The 16367-nt window shown below is 62.8% G+C and carries 19 protein-coding genes; 17 read left to right on the forward strand and 2 right to left on the reverse strand.

The annotated features are described in order from the left end of the window. Positions 1-14: 14 nt before the first annotated feature. The 9 genes from BLP10_RS16270 (at position 15) to phnE (BLP10_RS16310) (ending at position 8415) form a co-directional block, all read left to right on the forward strand. Positions 15-899 carry an ABC transporter permease subunit gene (locus BLP10_RS16270; protein WP_091136885.1) on the forward strand — a complete coding sequence of 295 codons (885 nt, stop codon included), beginning with the start codon at positions 15-17 and terminating at the stop codon, positions 897-899. A gap of 11 nt (positions 900-910) precedes the next feature. After that, positions 911-1843 carry an ABC transporter permease subunit gene (locus BLP10_RS16275; protein ID WP_091136888.1) on the forward strand — a complete coding sequence of 311 codons (933 nt, stop codon included), beginning with the start codon at positions 911-913 and terminating at the stop codon, positions 1841-1843. A 25-nt stretch (positions 1844-1868) separates the two neighbouring features. Then, the gene (locus tag BLP10_RS16280; protein WP_091136891.1) at positions 1869-2960 is read left to right on the forward strand and encodes an ABC transporter ATP-binding protein; all 1092 of its coding nucleotides are present in this window, start codon (positions 1869-1871) and stop codon (positions 2958-2960) included. A gap of 27 nt (positions 2961-2987) precedes the next feature. Then, complete coding sequence (locus tag BLP10_RS16285; protein WP_091136893.1) at positions 2988-3905, forward strand: sugar phosphate isomerase/epimerase family protein; 918 nt, start codon at positions 2988-2990, stop codon at positions 3903-3905. Between the two features lie 97 nt (positions 3906-4002). Next, entirely contained in the window at positions 4003-4695 is a 693-nt protein-coding gene (locus tag BLP10_RS16290) for a DUF1045 domain-containing protein (protein ID WP_091136895.1), read from the forward strand. Between the two features lie 126 nt (positions 4696-4821). After that, positions 4822-5625, forward strand: coding sequence for a phosphonate ABC transporter ATP-binding protein (gene phnC / locus BLP10_RS16295; RefSeq protein WP_091136897.1), 804 nt, complete (start codon positions 4822-4824; stop codon positions 5623-5625). Between the two features lie 62 nt (positions 5626-5687). Continuing rightward, the gene (gene phnD, locus BLP10_RS16300) at positions 5688-6590 is read left to right on the forward strand and encodes a phosphonate ABC transporter substrate-binding protein (RefSeq protein WP_091136900.1); all 903 of its coding nucleotides are present in this window, start codon (positions 5688-5690) and stop codon (positions 6588-6590) included. Positions 6591-6652: 62 nt separating this feature from the next. Further along, positions 6653-7549, forward strand: coding sequence for a phosphonate ABC transporter, permease protein PhnE (phnE, locus tag BLP10_RS16305; RefSeq protein WP_091136903.1), 897 nt, complete (start codon positions 6653-6655; stop codon positions 7547-7549). After that, positions 7546-8415 carry a phosphonate ABC transporter, permease protein PhnE gene (gene phnE, locus BLP10_RS16310; RefSeq protein WP_091136905.1) on the forward strand — a complete coding sequence of 290 codons (870 nt, stop codon included), beginning with the start codon at positions 7546-7548 and terminating at the stop codon, positions 8413-8415. The genes phnE (BLP10_RS16305) and phnE (BLP10_RS16310) overlap by 4 nt, the downstream gene beginning before the upstream one ends. 6 nt (positions 8416-8421) lie before the next feature. Here phnE (BLP10_RS16310) and phnF read toward each other — a convergent pair whose 3' ends face one another. Then, positions 8422-9180, reverse strand: a complete 759-nt coding sequence (gene phnF, locus BLP10_RS16315) for a phosphonate metabolism transcriptional regulator PhnF (RefSeq protein WP_091136908.1) — start codon at positions 9178-9180, stop codon at positions 8422-8424. Positions 9181-9253: 73 nt separating this feature from the next. Between phnF and phnG the strand changes: the two genes are divergently transcribed. Genes phnG through phnN form a run of 8 tightly spaced genes read left to right on the forward strand, consistent with a single transcriptional unit; the run spans position 9254 to position 15580 of the window. Continuing rightward, positions 9254-9745, forward strand: a complete 492-nt coding sequence (phnG, locus tag BLP10_RS16320; protein ID WP_175493943.1) for a phosphonate C-P lyase system protein PhnG — start codon at positions 9254-9256, stop codon at positions 9743-9745. Beyond that, positions 9745-10341, forward strand: a complete 597-nt coding sequence (gene phnH / locus BLP10_RS16325; RefSeq protein WP_091136911.1) for a phosphonate C-P lyase system protein PhnH — start codon at positions 9745-9747, stop codon at positions 10339-10341. The genes phnG and phnH overlap by 1 nt, the downstream gene beginning before the upstream one ends. Before the next feature lie 3 nt (positions 10342-10344). Continuing rightward, complete coding sequence (locus tag BLP10_RS16330; RefSeq protein ID WP_091136912.1) at positions 10345-11454, forward strand: carbon-phosphorus lyase complex subunit; 1110 nt, start codon at positions 10345-10347, stop codon at positions 11452-11454. After that, a complete protein-coding gene (locus BLP10_RS16335) occupies positions 11451-12374 on the forward strand; it encodes an alpha-D-ribose 1-methylphosphonate 5-phosphate C-P-lyase PhnJ (RefSeq protein WP_091136914.1) in 924 nt (307 codons plus the stop codon). The genes BLP10_RS16330 and BLP10_RS16335 overlap by 4 nt, the downstream gene beginning before the upstream one ends. Positions 12375-12378: 4 nt before the next feature. Beyond that, positions 12379-13155 carry a phosphonate C-P lyase system protein PhnK gene (gene phnK, locus BLP10_RS16340; RefSeq protein WP_091136969.1) on the forward strand — a complete coding sequence of 259 codons (777 nt, stop codon included), beginning with the start codon at positions 12379-12381 and terminating at the stop codon, positions 13153-13155. Positions 13156-13157: 2 nt separating this feature from the next. Beyond that, positions 13158-13859, forward strand: a complete 702-nt coding sequence (phnL, locus tag BLP10_RS16345; RefSeq protein WP_091136917.1) for a phosphonate C-P lyase system protein PhnL — start codon at positions 13158-13160, stop codon at positions 13857-13859. Positions 13860-13874: 15 nt separating this feature from the next. Continuing rightward, complete coding sequence (locus BLP10_RS16350; protein ID WP_091136920.1) at positions 13875-15020, forward strand: alpha-D-ribose 1-methylphosphonate 5-triphosphate diphosphatase; 1146 nt, start codon at positions 13875-13877, stop codon at positions 15018-15020. A 2-nt stretch (positions 15021-15022) separates the two neighbouring features. Then, the gene (gene phnN / locus BLP10_RS16355; protein ID WP_091136922.1) at positions 15023-15580 is read left to right on the forward strand and encodes a phosphonate metabolism protein/1,5-bisphosphokinase (PRPP-forming) PhnN; all 558 of its coding nucleotides are present in this window, start codon (positions 15023-15025) and stop codon (positions 15578-15580) included. A 109-nt stretch (positions 15581-15689) separates the two neighbouring features. On the opposite strand, the gene BLP10_RS23615 is transcribed toward phnN, so the two are convergent. After that, entirely contained in the window at positions 15690-15989 is a 300-nt protein-coding gene (locus tag BLP10_RS23615; protein WP_244510593.1) for a LysR substrate-binding domain-containing protein, read from the reverse strand. Positions 15990-16367 lie beyond the last annotated feature (378 nt).

Genomic DNA, 16367 nt, shown 5'->3' on the forward strand with positions numbered 1-16367 from the left:
GGGGTAAATGTTTCATGGATCGGCGTGCAGTCTACAAGACAGCCTGGATCGGCAGCCTTCTTCTCGCTCCGCAGCTCCTGCTGGTTTTCACGTTCTTCTATTGGCCGACGGGCGCGGCTCTGTTTTGGGCCTTCACGCTGGAGCGGCCCTGGGGCGGGGGAAACGAGTTCGCCGGTCTGGACAACTTCCGCATGGTGTTCTCCGATACGGCCTATTGGGGCGCGGTGTGGCGCAGCATGGTCTTTGCGCTCGGCAGCACGGCTCTCGCCATGGGTCTTGCACTGCTCTTCGCGCTCTTCTGCGACCGCCAGCTGCGGGGCTACAAGGCATATCAGACCATGTTGATCTGGCCCTATGCCGTGGCGGCTCCGGCTGCGGGTGTTGCGTTCCGCTTCCTGTTCGCGCCTGAGGCCGGCATCTTTGCCGCTCTGAACAAGATTCATCCTGAATTCTGGAACCCGTCGATCAACGGGATCCATGCGATGATACTGATTGTCGTCGCCTATTCGTGGAAGTACCTCGCCTATAACTTCATTTTCTTCCTGGCAGCCCTGCAGTCCATTCCGCGCGCCCTCGTCGAGGCTTCGGCGATGGACGGATCGGGACCGCTGCGGCGCATGTGGGATATCCAGCTGCCCCTCTTGGCCCCGACACTGTTCTTCCTGCTAGTCATCAACATCACTGACAGTTTCGTCGATTCCTTCGGCATCATCGATCTGACCACCGGAGGCGGACCATCAAAGGCGACCACGCTGATGGTCTACAAGATCTACTTCGATGGCTTCAAAGGTCTCGATTACTCCGGCGCGGCTGCGCAATCCATCGTTCTGATGCTGCTCGTGATGGGGCTCACCTTTGTCCAGTTCCGCTTCATCGAGCGGCGCGTCCATTACCGGTAAGGAGAGCCTCGATGATCGAGCGAACGCCTGTCCTCAATCTCGTGACCCACGCGGTGCTGTTCATCGGGCTTGCCATTGCTTTCGTGCCCATGTGGCTCGTCTTCGTGGCAGCCACGCTTTCCCTGCAGGAAATCAACACGCCGCCGATCAGCCTGCTGCCTGGTAGCCACCTCTGGGAGAATCTCGCCGAGGCCTGGACGCGCGCTGATCTCGGCGTCAAGCTCACCAACAGCCTCATCATGTCGGTCGCCGTTGCGGCGGGAAAGATCGCACTCGCCTCGATTACCGCATTCGCCCTCGTCTTCTTCCGATTCCCAGGGCGGATGACTGCATTCTGGCTGATCTTCATCACCCTGATGCTGCCCCTCGAGGTGCGCATCGTTCCGACCTATGCGGTCGCAGCCAATGTGTTCTCTCCCTATCAGACGATACTCGACGTGACGGGTCTCTCGTGGCTCTGGCAGCAGCTGACCGGTGCGGAACTCGCCCTCGAATGGAACCTGTTGAACTCCTACACCGGTCTCGTTCTCCCTCTCGTCGCGACGGCCACGGGCACCTTCCTCTATCGGCAGTTCTTCCTGACCGTGCCCGAGGAGCTCATGGAGGCCGCCAAGATGGACGGCGCGGGACCCATGCGGTTCTTCCGCGAGATCCTGATGCCGCTCTCGATCACCAACATGGCGGCTCTGTTCACCATCATGTTCATCTATGCCTGGAACCAGTACCTCTGGCCGCTCCTCATCACCACGGACCGCACCCATCGCGGGACGGCCGTGATGGCCCTTCGACAGCTCATTCCGATGAGCGGCGACTCCACGGGCGGCGGCGTGCCCGACTGGAACGTCGCCATGGCCGGCTGCCTGATCGTGGTGGCTCCGGCTCTCCTCGTGGTGGCGCTGATGCAGCGCTTCTTCGTGCGCGGCCTCATCGCCAGCGACAAGTAATCTCTCATCGAACGGAGGCTTTCACATGGCCGATATCGACATTCGTAGCGTCCGCAAGGCTTACGGCAAAAACCAGGTCGTGCACGGCGTCGACCTCTCGATCCGCTCCGGCGAGTTCGTGGTGGTTCTGGGTCCTTCCGGCTGCGGAAAATCCACCCTGCTGCGCATGATTGCAGGGCTCGAGGCTATCACGGCCGGCGAGATCGCCATCGCGGGGGATGTCGTCAACAACCTGGAACCGCGCGAGCGTGGCTGCGCCATGGTGTTCCAGAACTATGCCCTCTATCCGCATATGACGGTCGCCGAGAACATCGGCTACGGCCTCAAGGTCGCGGGTCTCTCCAAGCCCGAGCGAACGGCGCGCGTCGAAACCGTGGCGAAGTCCCTCGGCCTCTCCGAGTATCTGGACCGCAAGCCCGGCCAGTTGTCGGGCGGCCAGCGCCAGCGCGTCGCCATGGGCCGCGCGATGATCCGGGAGCCGAAAGTCTTCCTCTTCGATGAGCCGCTGTCGAACCTCGATGCGAAGCTGCGCGTGCAGATGCGGATCGAGATCCGCAAGCTTCACAACCGCCTCGGAACCACATCCGTCTTCGTCACCCACGATCAGGTCGAGGCGATGACGCTGGCCGATCGCGTCGTCGTGATGAATGGCGGGCATATCGAGCAGGTCGGGACGCCTGAGGAAATCTACCGCAATCCGGCGAGCCGCTTCGTCGCAGGCTTCATTGGCTCTCCGCCCATGAACCTGTTCGACGGCCGGGTTACAGGGCCAGGTGAGGTGCAGGCGCACGGCATCGTTCTTTCCGTTCCCCATGCCGGGCTCAAACCTGGGCGGCCTGTCACCATTGGCATCCGCCCGGAGGAAGTGGTGCTCGGCGCAGCGGGATCGAACGTGGCGTCCATCGACGTGGATTTCAGCGAGGAACTCGGCTCGGTGCGCCTGCTGCATGGCCAGGTTGCGGGGGCCGATTTCGTGATCCAGGTGCCGGCCACGACCGCCGGGCCGAAGATCGGCCGCTTCTCCTTCGAAGTCCCTGCACGCGCTGTTCATCTTTTCGATGCCGAAACCGGAAACCGCATCGGTACTGCGGCCTCGGGCGCCCGGGCCGCTGCTTGATAGTTTGTCTCAAGAGGAGTTCTCTCAATGTCTGTAAACGTTCTCGGCACGGGTATTTCGGCGAAGCCCGGCAAGCCCGATCTCAGCGAATTCGCGCGGAACCTGGATCAATGCCAGGCCTTCGGCGTCGAAACCATCGAGCTGCCGACCTTCGACCTCGATCTCGTGGTCGGCGGTCGGATCCGCAGGGACCAGCTCGCTGCTCTCAAGGCGATCTGCGCCGGACGGGATGTGACCTATACGGTCCATGGTCCCCTCGCCATCAACTTCTTCGACGCGCCATTCCGCAATCAGCGCCACTTCGACATTCTGCAGGCCTCGCTCGAAATCGCGGGTGAGCTCGGCGCGGTTCACTACGTCATGCATTCCGGCCTGATCGGCGTGACGCAGCATGACGGCATCGAGGAGGCCTATGCCCGTCAGCGGGAATGGCTGGCCCGCGCGGGCGATGTCGCGCGCGAGCATGGCGTGATCCTCTGCGTCGAAAATCTTTTCGGCGGCTATGAGGGCAAGGTCCATGCGGCGAGCCCCTCGCGCCTCGGCCGCGAACTCGCCGCCGTCAATCACAGCCATATCATGGCGACGTTGGACTTCAGTCACGCCTATCTGAACCTCTCCTTCACCGGCGGCGATCTCGTTTCGGAATGCGCAGCGCTCGCGCCTTTCGCCAAGCATCTTCACGTGCACGATTCCTTCGGCCGCCAGGATGACATCTGGATGTTCACGCAGGGCGAGCGCCTGGCCTATGGTCACGGTGATCTCCATCTGCCGGTGGGCTGGGGTGATATCCCCTGGGATGCCCTGATGGCGTCCTGCACCTTCCCGCAGGGTGTGGTGTTCAACATCGAGCTGCAGGATCGATACTGGCATGTCGGCCAGGATTGCGTCGATGCGACCAAGGCTCTGGCCACGAAGGCGCGCACGGCTCTGGCCGCCGCAGCCTGACTTCTCCGGCCTCAGGCCATATGATCGTTGGTGCCGCGGCATTCCTGCCGCGGCCGATTTCGTTTTTCCTCCCACTCGGCTCAAACTTTTTCCTCCCATGTCCCTCCCTCGTTATGCACTCTACTTCACGCCTCGGCCCGATTCCGATCTGGCCCGCCTCGGCGCCGCGATGCTCGGCTACGATTGTTATACGGGGGCGGCCGTGGAGCAGCCTCACCTTCCTGCTATCACCCCAGGCGAACTGCATGAGGGCACGGCAGAGCCGCGCCGCTATGGATTCCATGGCACGCTGAAGGCCCCGTTCTCCCTGGTCGAAGGACGCTCTCTCGAGAGCCTCAAGCATGCGCTGCGCGCTTTCGCGGCCGAATGGCCCACACTCGATGTGGGAGCCGTCTCACCGCGCCGGATCGGCCGGTTCATTGCGCTTACGCCGGATACCCCGTCGCTGGACCTGCAGCTCTTCGCTGCAGAATGTGTTGCGGCCTTCGATCACTTCCGTGCGCCGATCAGCGATAAGGATCGGCAGCGCCGCGCCTCGCAGAATCTATCGCCGCGCCAGAGCGCGCTTCTGGAGCGCTGGGGGTATCCCTACGTCTTCGATCAGTTCCGCTTCCACATGACCTTGAGCGGGTCGCTGCCGGAGGAACGCGTCGGCTCATGGCTCGACGGTCTCAAGAGCTATGTTGGCGCCCAGCCGCTCATCATCGATGGCTTGACGCTCCTGGAGCAGACAGGTCCGGATGCCCGTTTCCGCGTCGTCGAGCGATATGATCTTGAGGGAAGACGATGAGTCCTCAGCCGCATCGGCGATGCGTGTGAATGTTACTTTCTGGCAATTGTCATCCAAGCGTCTTGCAAAGGTCATTCCGGTTTCATCAGGCACGGCTAATCGAGCGTCACAACGTGAGGCAAAACCATGCTTGTCATCGAAGACCTGTCGCGACGATTTGGCCAGAAGACTGCTGTCGATCGTGTTTCCCTCACCATCGAGCAAGGCTCCTTCGTCGGCGTCATCGGCCGCTCGGGCGCCGGAAAGTCGACCCTTCTGCGCCTCGTCAACCGACTTATCGACCCCTCCACCGGGCGCGTCATGTATGATGGCGTAGATGTGACGCAGCTTCGCGGTCAGTCTCTGCGAAATTGGCGCGCCCGCTGCGCCATGATCTTCCAGCAATTCAACCTGGTCGGGCGGCTCGACGTCATGACCAACGTCCTGATGGGCCGTCTCAGCCAGGCGCCCAGCCATCGCTCTCTGCTGAAGCTGTGGAGCGATGAGGACAAGGCGATGGCCCTGTCCGCCCTTGAGCAGTTCGACATGGCCGGATTTGCAGCCCAGAGAACCGAGCAGCTTTCCGGCGGGCAGCAGCAGCGTGTTGCCATCGCCCGCGCCCTGGTGCAGCAGCCGGACATCATTCTGGCCGACGAGCCGATTGCCTCGCTCGATCCGCGCAACACGCGCCTCGTCATGGATGCCCTGGCGAAGATCAACCGCGAGTACGGTATCACGGTCCTTTGCAATCTTCATTCTCTCGATCTGGCTCGCGCCTATTGCGACCGCCTCGTCGGCATGTCGGCCGGGCAGGTCGTGTTCGATGGCGGCCCCCTCGATCTTACCGATGACGTCAGCCGCCGGCTTTATGGTCTCGAGGCTGCCGATGTCGTCGAGTTCGAGCACATCAAGGAAGACCAATCCAGCCTTCCGGCCGCCTACGCGGCTTGAGGATGGTGCCGCGTCCCACGCGGCCTTTCGCTTCTCCCATCTGAACCCATGGAGACTTTCCTATGATCACCCGTCGCCTCGTTCTTGGCGCGGTTGCCTCGCTGACACTGGCGGGAGCGGCCGAGGCCCAGGATTGGAAATCGAAATATCCTGAGCTCGTCTATGCCATCATCCCCTCCGAGAACGCCTCGGGCGTGACCGATCGCTACGGCCCGTTCGTCAGCTACCTGTCGAAGGAGCTCGGCACGAAGGTTACGCTGCGCATCGCCAACGACTACGCCGCGGTGATCGAAGGTCAGCGCTCGGGCAACATCCATGTCGCCTCGTATGGTCCCTCGTCCTATGCACGCGCCTTCACGACCGGTGCCAAGATCGAGCCCTTCGCCATCGAAACCAATCTCGACGGCACCAAGGGCTATCACTCGGTGCTGTGGGTGAAGACGGCTTCGCCCTACAAGAAAATCGAGGATCTCAAGGGCAAGAACCTGTGCCTCGTCGACCCCAACTCGACGTCGGGCAACAACGTTCCGCGCTTCGCCATGAGCAAGATGGGCATCGTTCCCGAGCAGTTTTTCGGCAAGGTCGTCTATGCGGGCAGCCATGAGAACGCCGTCCTGGGCGTTCAGCAGGGCACCTGCGACGCCGCCTTCAACTGGTGGAACGACGAGAGCGAATCGAACCTGCTGCGCATGTCGCGCAAGAACATGGTCAAGGCTGAGGATTTTCGTGTGATCTTCAAGTCCGAGCAGATCGTGAACTCCCCCATGGCATATCTTTCGGATCTTCCCGCCGAGCTGAAGGCGAGGCTCAAGGAGGCCGTTCTGGACCTGCCCAAGAAGGAGCCCGAAATCTTCAAGAAGATCACGGACGGCAAGGCCGGACCCTGGGAGTCGGTCGAGCACAAGGCCTATGAGCCGATCATCGAGCTCAATACCTTCGTCGACTCGCTGCGCAAGAAATCCTGATCCTCATCACTCCATGGCAATCCGCTCCCGCGGGAGCGGATTGTCCCTTTGCTTTGGTTCCCATGGCCACGTCATTACCCCGCCTGACCGACGACCGGCTTGCCACCGTGCTGCAGGCCTATCACGATGCCATCCGCGCGAAGCGCGCCCGCTCGTTGACCTTTGTCGGCCTCGTGGTCGCTCTGATGCTCCTGTCTGGCTGGGTCGCGCAGGTCGATCTCTCCAAGCTCGTTGCGAATTCCGGTAATTTTTTCAGCTATTTCGATCGGATCATGACCTTTGACAGCGGCCCCGTGGCGGGTCAGCGGGTCTGGACCGATCCAGCTGAATGGTTCTGGGGCCTGAAGAAGTGGCTGGTCCTCCTCGCCGATACGATCCTGATCGGCTATCTTGGAACGGCTCTCGGCGCCATTGGCGCATTTCTGCTCTGCTTTTCCGCCGCTGCGAATTTGATGCCGAACCCCTGGCTCCGCAACGGCGTGAAGCGCCTGTTCGAATTCTGCCGCACCGTTCCCGAGATCGTCTTCGCGCTGATCTTCATCATCGCTTTCGGGCTCGGTCCTATCCCCGGCGTTTTCGCCATCGCCATTCACACCATGGGAGCTCTCGGAAAGCTCTTCGCCGAAGTCGTCGAGAACATCGATATGAAATCCGTCGAGGGCTCCGTCGCGACCGGCGCGGGTTTCAGTCAGACGGTCCGCTTCGCCGTGCTGCCACAGGTTCTATCGAACTTCGCGAGCTATACGCTCCTGCGTTTCGAGATCAATGTGCGTGGCGCTTCCGTCATGGGCTTCGTCGGCGCAGGCGGCATCGGCCAGGATCTGATCGAGGCGATCCGCAAGTTCTACTATGCCGATGTCTCGGCTCTCCTTCTCCTGATCATTCTCACCGTGACGGTGATCGACCTGGGCACCGAACGCCTGCGTCATGCCCTCATCAGCCGCGAGGAACGGCCATGAAGGTTTCATTCCGAGCAATCACTCCCGACCTGCCCGCGCTGAGGGCTCGTCATCCCCAGCACTTCGCCCCGTCGGTGATGCATCGTGCGGTGGTGATCGGGTGCGTCGCTGTACTGGCCGGCCTCTTCGTCCTGGGTTTCTGGCGCCTCGGCTTCTCCTTCGAGAGAATCCTGTCCGGAATCGGGCAACTGGGAACGCTCGTCCTGCTCATGATTCCACCCAATCCGGGAAGCTGGGCAAAGTTCTTCACCTTCCTGCATGCGCTGGCCGAGACGGTCGCCATCGCCTTCCTCGGAACTCTGCTTGCCGCGCTCGTGGCCTTCCCCGTCGGCTTTGTCGCGGCGCGCAACACCACGGTCAACCGCCTCGTCCAGTTCGCATCCCGCCGGGTTCTCGACGGCATCCGCGGTATCGATACGCTGATCTGGGCGCTTCTGTGGATCAACGTGGTCGGCCTCGGTCCCTTCGCCGGGGTCCTTGCCATCATGACGAGCGACATCGGCACCTTCGGCAAGCTGTTCTCGGAAGCCATCGAAGCGGCTGACAAGAAATCCGTCGAGGGAATCGCCTCGACAGGGGGAACGAGGCTGCACCAGATCCGCTTCGGCATCCTGCCTCAGGTCTTTCCCGTGATTGCGGGACAGGTGCTCTACTTCTTCGAGTCGAATGCCCGTTCGGGCACGATCATCGGCATCGTCGGAGCAGGGGGAATCGGGCTGCATCTCGCCGAGCAGATCCGCACCCTCGAATGGCAGGCCGTTTCCTTCCTGGTGATCCTGATCCTCATCATGGTGGCGGCGATCGACGCCGTATCGGTGCGGCTGCGCACGGCCATCATGGGACGGGCGCACCAGCCGATGATGTGAAGCACCTCACTGATCGATCACGAGATCGACCCGGTCGGCACTGAACAGGGAACGCGTCGCCTGAATCCGATGCCCATGCTGATTGACATTGATGCTGTCGATCACGAGGAGAACGCGCCCGCGCGAGAGTTCGAGGTGGGCCGCTTCCTCCGCATTGGCGATCCGGGCCGAGATCCGGGTCGACAGCCGCGAATAATCGGAGATCTCGTGTCTCGCGAAAGCGCGGGTGAGCGAGCCGGTCTGGCGGTAGGTTGCGTCGATCCCTGCGAAGCGCGGCAACGGCAGCCAGGTCCGGGCCATCGAGATCGGAACCTCGTCTGCCCGGTGGAGCGTCACGAGCTCGAGAACCGGGGATCCGGTCTCGATCCCGAGCGCCTCGGCGATATCCGCGGCGGCAACCGTTTCGGCGGATCCGATCAGCTCGCCTCTCGCCTCGCGCCCCGCTTTGGCCATGAGTTCCGAAAAGCGGGTCTTCCGGCCAATGGTGTAGGGCAGGGGCTTGAATTCGACGAAGGTGCCGCCGCCCTGCGTGGCGCGCACGAGGCCGCGCGCCGCCAGTGTGCCCAAGGCTCTGCGCACGGTGTGCCGGTTCACGCCGAAACGCTGAGCGAACTGCATCTCGCCGGGGAGTTTCTCGCCCGGCTTGAAAAGGCCGCCGGCAATGTCCGCTTCGATACGATCGGCAATCTGGCGCCAAGCCGTCAATCCCGCGCCGCGATCGAGAGGATCGGAAGCCGTCGGGTCGCGATGAGTGCGTTTCGTCATCAAAACTTCATCTGAATATGTTGTCTACATATCTATACAAGAAGACAAGCCCATTGCCAATGAGGATGCGCGTATGGCCTTTACTCCCCACGCCGCCGCTGCTCCGGACGCCGCTCCGGACAACGGCATGATAGCTCGCCGGCAGAGAGCCATGGCTCTCTGCGCGGATGCCAAGCGCACCGACCTCGAAGAGATTCTCGATGTCCTCCGCTACGAGGGAGCCGTAGAGGACCTGCGCCGGCCCGAGACCGGCCTCGTTATGGTGCGGGGACAAATCGGCGGCGACGGTGCTCCGTTCAATTTCGGGGAGGCGACCGTCATCCGCGCCGCGGTGAGACTCGACGGCGGGGAGGTCGGCTTCGCCTATCAGCTCGGACGCGATGCGCAGAAGGCTCGCATGGCCGCCATCATCGACGCTCTGCTGCAGAGCCCTCGTCACAGCAGAGTGACCGAGGACGCGCTGAAGCCGATCGAACTTCGCTTGGCCGGAGAGCGTGCGGTGCGCGAGCGCCAGACGGCTGCGACACGCGTGAACTTCTTCACCATGGTGCGGGGAGAAGACTGATGAGCGCTCTCGCCCTCGGCTTTGCCGATCAGGTCACCAACGCGCAGCAAATTTTCGGCGCCGTGATGAATGCCTTTGCGTGTCCGGGCTCTCTTCAGCCGCTGCCCAGCGACCTTGACCCGCCGCGGCCTCTTTCTCCCGAACTCGCCGCCATCGCCCTGGCATTGGCCGATCACGAAGCACCGATCTGGATCGATGCGCGGCTCGCGGCTGAGCCGGCGGTCGCGGAGTTCCTCCGCTTCCATACCGGCGCCACCATCGTGAGCAGGCCGGAGGAGGCCGCCTTCGCGCTGGTCGCCGATCCGGAACGGTCCCTGCCTGTGGAGCGCTTCGCACTCGGCACGGCAGAATACCCAGACCGTTCGACGACCCTCGTCTTCGCCGTCTCCGATCTCTCCGAGGCGGAGGGATGGAGGCTGACGGGGCCCGGCATTCCCGGAAGCCGGATTTTCCTGGCGTCGCCATGGCCGCGCGGCTTGGCCGACATTGTTCGTGCGAACCGCACGCTCTTTCCGCGTGGCCTCGACGTGCTGCTCGCTGCGCCGGATTGCGTCGTCGGTCTGCCGCGCACCACCCGTCTCGTCGAGGAGATCTAGACCATGTATGTGGCCGTGAAAGGCGGCGAGGCCGCCATCGACAATGCCCATCGTCTTCTTGCGCATGCACGGCGCGGCGATCCTGCCGTGCCGGAGCTTGCGACGGAGCAGATCGCCGAGCAGATGAGCCTGCTCGTCGACCGGGTGATGACGGAGGGCTCGCTGTACGATCGTCAGCTCGCCGCTTTGGCTCTCAAGCAGGCGCGGGGCGATCTGATCGAAGCCGTGTTCCTGGTGCGCGCATTCCGCACAACGCTGCCCCGCTTCGGCTATTCCGAGCCCGTCGATACGGCACGGATGGAGCTCCGGCGCAGGATCTCGGCGACCTACAAGGATCTTCCTGGCGGCCAGGTTCTCGGACCGACCTTCGATTACACGCATCGTCTTCTCGATTTCATGCTCATGGCCAACGGCGAGGCGCCTGTGGCTCCTGCAGAGGTCGAGGTGCAACCGGACGAAGACGGCACGCCGCGCGTGACCGATCTCCTCGATGCGGAAGGGCTGATCGAGGCATCGAGCGCGTTGCAGGACGAAGCGCCTGTCGGCGACCTCACCCGCGAGCCCCTGAACTTTCCCGCCGAGCGCGATCTGCGTCTGCAGGCGCTCGCGAGAGGGGACGAGGGTTTCGTTCTTGCGCTCGGATACTCGACCCAGCGCGGTTACGGCCGCACGCATCCCTTCGTGGGAGAGGTCCGCGTGGGGGAGGTCGAGGTGGAGTTCACACCCCAGGAGCTCGGCTTCCCTGTGCCGCTCGGTCGTCTGACGGTGACGGAGTGCCAGATGATCAGTCAGTTCAAGGGGTCTGCCGCGGTGCCGCCTCAGTTCACGCGGGGCTACGGTCTCGTCTTCGGACAGAGCGAACGCAAGGCCATGGCCATGTCGCTCGTCGACCGCAGCCTGAGGGCTCGCGAGCTCGGCGAGGATGTGGTGGCGCCTGCGCAGGATGAAGAGTTCGTCCTTTCTCATGCGGACAACCTGCAGGCCACAGGCTTCGTCGAGCACCTGAAGCTGCCGCACTATGTCGATTTCCAGGCCGAGCTCGATCTCGTGCGCCGCATGCGCGCCGAGCACGAGCGGGCTCAGGCCACTCATCTCTCGGAGGCCGCAGAATGAGCACCCATGTATCGGCCGCTGCCTCGCCGGAGGCTGGCTACAACTTCGCTTATCTCGACGAACAGACGAAGCGGATGATCCGTCGGGCGATCCTGAAGGCCATCGCCATCCCCGGCTATCAGGTGCCCTTCGCCTCCCGCGAGATGCCGATGCCATATGGCTGGGGCACGGGCGGAGTGCAGGTAACGGCATCGATCCTCGGTCGCGACGACGTCCTGAAGGTCATCGATCAGGGATCCGACGACACCACCAACGCCGTCTCGATCCGCAAGTTCTTCGAGCGGACGGCCAGCGTGCGCACGACGACCCATACCCGCGAGGCGACGGTCATCCAGACGCGGCACCGGATACCGGAAGAGACGCTCCGGGAGGGCCAGGTGATCGTCTACCAGGTGCCGATCCCGGAGCCTCTTCGATTCCTCGAGCCGCGAGAAACCGAGACGCGCAAACTCCACGCGCTCGCCGAATACGGCCTCATGCACGTGAAGCTGTACGAGGACATCGCGCGCCATGGGCACATCGCCACGACCTATGCCTATCCGGTTGAGGTCGCGGGACGCTACATCATGGATCCGTCGCCGACGCCGAAATTCGACAATCCCAAGATGCACCTGATGGCGGCCCTGCAGCTTTTCGGGGCCGGACGCGAGAAGCGCATCTACGCCATTCCACCCTACACGGAAGTGAGAAGCCTCGACTTCGAGGATCATCCCTTCCGCATCCAGACCTTCAAGGATCCTTGCGCTCTGTGCGCAGCCACCGGCGTCTATCTCGACGAGGTCATCATGGACGATCGCGGCGGGCGCATGTTCGTCTGCTCCGACAGCGATTTCTGCGAGGAGCGCCGGTCCGCCGGGCACCGCGGTTCCATGCTGGCCGATGCTCCGGCAGCTCTGACAGGAGACAGCACCCATGCTTAACGATCTGCCGGACGCGCCGCTTCTGTCCGTCCGCGACCTGACCAGGTATTACGGCGAGCGCATCGGTTGCGCCGACGTTTCCTTCGATCTTTACGAGGGCGAGGTTCTGGCCGTCGTCGGCGAGTCGGGCTCCGGAAAGTCGACCCTGCTCAGCCTCCTCGCGACGGAGCTGGAGGCGAGCGCCGGCTCGATCCGCTACCGGATGCGTGACGGCATTGCCCGCGACCTGGCCACCCTGACGGAGGCCGAGAGGCGTCTGCTGCTGCGGACGGATTGGGGCTTCGTGCGGCAGGATTCCACGCAAGGATTGCGCATGAGCGTCTCCGCCGGCGGCAATATCGGCGAGCGGCTCATGGCGGTTGGAGCGCGTCACTACGGGAATATCCGCGGGACGTCCCTGGACTGGCTCGGTCGCGTCGAGATCGACCGCGGCCGGATCGACGACATTCCCAAGGCGTTCTCCGGCGGAATGCGGCAGCGCCTCCAGATCGCGCGAAACCTCGTGACCCACCCGCGTCTCGTCTTCATGGACGAGCCGACCTCAGGGCTCGACGTCTCGGTTCAGGCGCGCCTCCTCGACCTGATCCGCGGATTGGTGAGCGAGCTCGGGCTCGCCGTCATCATCGTCACGCACGACCTCTCCGTCGCCCGGCTTCTGTCGCACCGGATCATGGTCATGAAAGGCGGGCGCGTGATCGAAGCGGGCCTGACCGACCGCGTTCTCGACGATCCTCATCAGCCCTACACCCAACTCCTCGTCTCTTCTGTCCTGGCAGCCTGATCATGCAACCTCTCGTTCAGCTCGATGGCGTCTCCAAGGCCTTCACCCTGCACCTGCATGAGGGCGTGCGCCTGGATGTCGTCTCCGACGTAAACTTCTCGGCTGCTCCGGGGGAATGCATCGTTCTCGGCGGCCCTTCCGGCGCCGGAAAGTCGTCGCTCCTCAAGATCGTCTATGGCAATTACAGCTGCGATGCGGGCCATATCTGGATCCGCGACGGCGGCGAAATGATCGATGTGGCGACGGCCGAGCCTCGGCGGATCCTTGCGATGCGTCGCCACGTCATGGGCTATGTGAGCCAGTTCCTGCGTGTCATCCCGCGCGTCGGCGCGCTTGAGATCGTCGCCGCCGCCGGTCGCGAGGGTGGGCTCGACTCTCAAGTGGCACAAGACAGGGCAGAGGAATACCTGTCTCTCTTGAACGTTCCCGAACGGCTCTGGACACTCCCTCCGGCCACCTTCTCCGGCGGCGAGCAGCAGCGCGTGAACATCGCGCGGGGTCTGATCGCGGATCGTCCGGTGCTGCTTCTCGATGAGCCGACGGCTTCATTGGACGCCCGCAACAGGGCCGTGGTCGTGGACCTCGTCGAGCGCAAGAAAAAGGCCGGCGTCGCGATCATCGGAATCTTCCACGACGAGGATGTTCGCGACAAGGTCGCAACGCATGTCGTCGATGTGACGCACTTCGCAGCTAAGACGGCCTGACAAGGGGCTGAATCAATGACCGATCACATCACCATCCTCCAAAACGCGAAGATCGTTCTCTCCGACGACATCCTGCATGGCTGGGTCGCCGTCGAGGACGGCCTCATCGTCGAACTCGGCGAAGGAAAGCCGCCTGAGCGCGGTTCCGATCTGGATGAGGATTACCTCATTCCTGGGCTCATCGAGCTCCATACGGATCACCTGGAAAGCCACTACGTGCCTCGTCCGAAGGTCCGCTGGCATCCGCTCGGGGCGGTGCTCGCCTACGACGCGCAGATTGCTTCCTCAGGCATCACGACGGTCTTCGATAGTCTGCGGGCCGGTGTCGATGTGGACGGCGGAGGCCTTGGCGCGGAGCTCATCCAGCTCGCCGAGGCCATCGACGAAGGCCGCCGTCACAACCTGCTCCGCTGCGAGCATCTGACACATCTGCGCTGCGAGATCCCGTCGCCGGGAGTGGTCGAAATGGTGGAGGATTTCGTCGCACGTTATCCGGTCGGGTTGATCTCCCTGATGGACCACACACCGGGCCAGCGACAGTTCCGTGATCTGACGAAGTACCAGATCTACTACAACGGAAAGATGGGCAATTCCCTGGCTGAATTCGAAACGATGGTCGCGCAGAAGCAGCGCTTCAACGGCGAGCGCTCGGCTGCCAACAGGCCGGCACTCGTCGCCCTTGCGCAGAGCCGGAACATTCCCCTGGCCAGCCATGACGACACGACATTGGAAGAGGTGGAACAGTCGATCCGGGAGGGTGTCGCTCTTGCCGAATTCCCCACGACGCTCGAGGCGGCCAAAGCGAGCCATGCCGAAGGGATCACCGTGATGATGGGAGCGCCCAACCTCATCAGGGGTGGCTCGCATTCGGGCAATGTGGCGGCGGAAACACTCGCCCAGGAAGGCGTGCTCGACATCCTGTCGTCCGATTATGTCCCGGCGAGCCTGCTGATGGCGGCATTCGAGCTGCCGAGCCGCGCTCCGGCGATGACGCTGCCCGAGGCCATCCGGACGGTCACAAAGAATCCCGCTTCAGCGACGGGCCTCTCCGACCGCGGCGAGATCGCAGTCGGCAAGCGGGCCGATCTGGTTCGTGTGCATATGAAAGGCGAGACTCCGGTCGTCCGCGAGGTCCGGCGCAATGGCCAGCGGATCATCTGACGATGACGGGTGGGTTCGTTTTAGTGGTCGGCCCCAGCGGGGCGGGCAAGGACACTCTTCTCCAGATTGCGACGAGAGAGCTGGCGTCGTGTCCGCGCATCGTCTTTCCCCGCCGGCTGGTGACACGCTCCTCGTCTGTCTGGGAGGAACACGACACGATCGACGATACCGAGTTTGAGCGTGGCGTCGCCGAGGGGCGGTTTGCGCTCGCGTGGCGGGCTCATGGTCATGGCTATGCCATTCCGGGTCACTGCTCCGCCGTAGCCGCGGCGGGCCAGATCGTCGTCTGCAATGTTTCACGGATGATTGTCGAGACCGCGCGGCGTGATCTTGCGAACGTATCGCTCGTGGAGATAACGGCGCCAAGGGACGTTCTTGCGGCTCGCTTGGCGGGACGGGGCAGGGGCGACGATGCTGATCTCGGCGCCCGACTTGAGCGCTCGCGTACGATCCCCCCGCTTACGGTCGATCTGACAATCGTGAATGACCGGGCCCCGTACGATGGAGCCCGCCTCCTGATCGACTTTCTGCACCGGAAGGCGAGGGGACAGGATGACTGAAGCCTGACCTTCGAGTTTTCCCAGCACGCTGACAGGCACGGGCCTGGAGCCGGGTTGAAGCGCTCGATGAGCACGGGGAGCGAGCAGCATTTTGCGCAGCTTGCTTAATTCAGTCCTGGGCGTCCTGCTCCAGATAAACCGATCGCGCGGTCGAGATGAATTCCCGCACCGCTCCGCGTTGAGCGAGATCCGGAAGCGTCACGACGTATTCGGCGGCAGTGGCTTCGATTCCATCAACCTCGATGCCCCGCACGCGGAGGTCGGATCCAACCTCTTGGTTGAGGACGATGCCAAGGCCGATTCCGGCCGCGACCGCTTCCTTCATGGCTTCGCGGCTGCCGAGGACCAAGCGCGGCTTGATGGCGATGCCATGCCGGCGCAGCGCGCCTTCGAACAATTCGCGGGTCATGGATCCGACCTCGCGCAAGACGAACGGCTCTCGCGCAATCTGTCGCTTTGCCCCTAAAGGCGAGATAAGGAACTCAACAAAATCAAGGGCAAGCCTTTGCCGGTAAATGTGAGATTTTGCCGATAAAATCGAGATTTTTCCCCCTAAAAGTGAGACAGCGTTTACAGGGGTGTGCGGCTGGCTGCGATGGAGATGAAACGGGACCTGACAGAGTTCGCCAAGATCGCCTTGCTCCGGACCTATCACAAGGAAGCCCGTTGGCTCGCCACCGTCGATCGTATCGCGCCAGATACAGCACCGCTTTCACACGCAGGATCAAAGAGCACCGAACAAACCTGATCGGCATCTCGTCTTTAAGGGCAAAGAATCTTGCTTTTC

The organism is Microvirga guangxiensis (genome assembly GCF_900102135.1).
GTDB classification, from domain to species: Bacteria; Pseudomonadota; Alphaproteobacteria; order Rhizobiales; family Beijerinckiaceae; genus Microvirga; species Microvirga guangxiensis.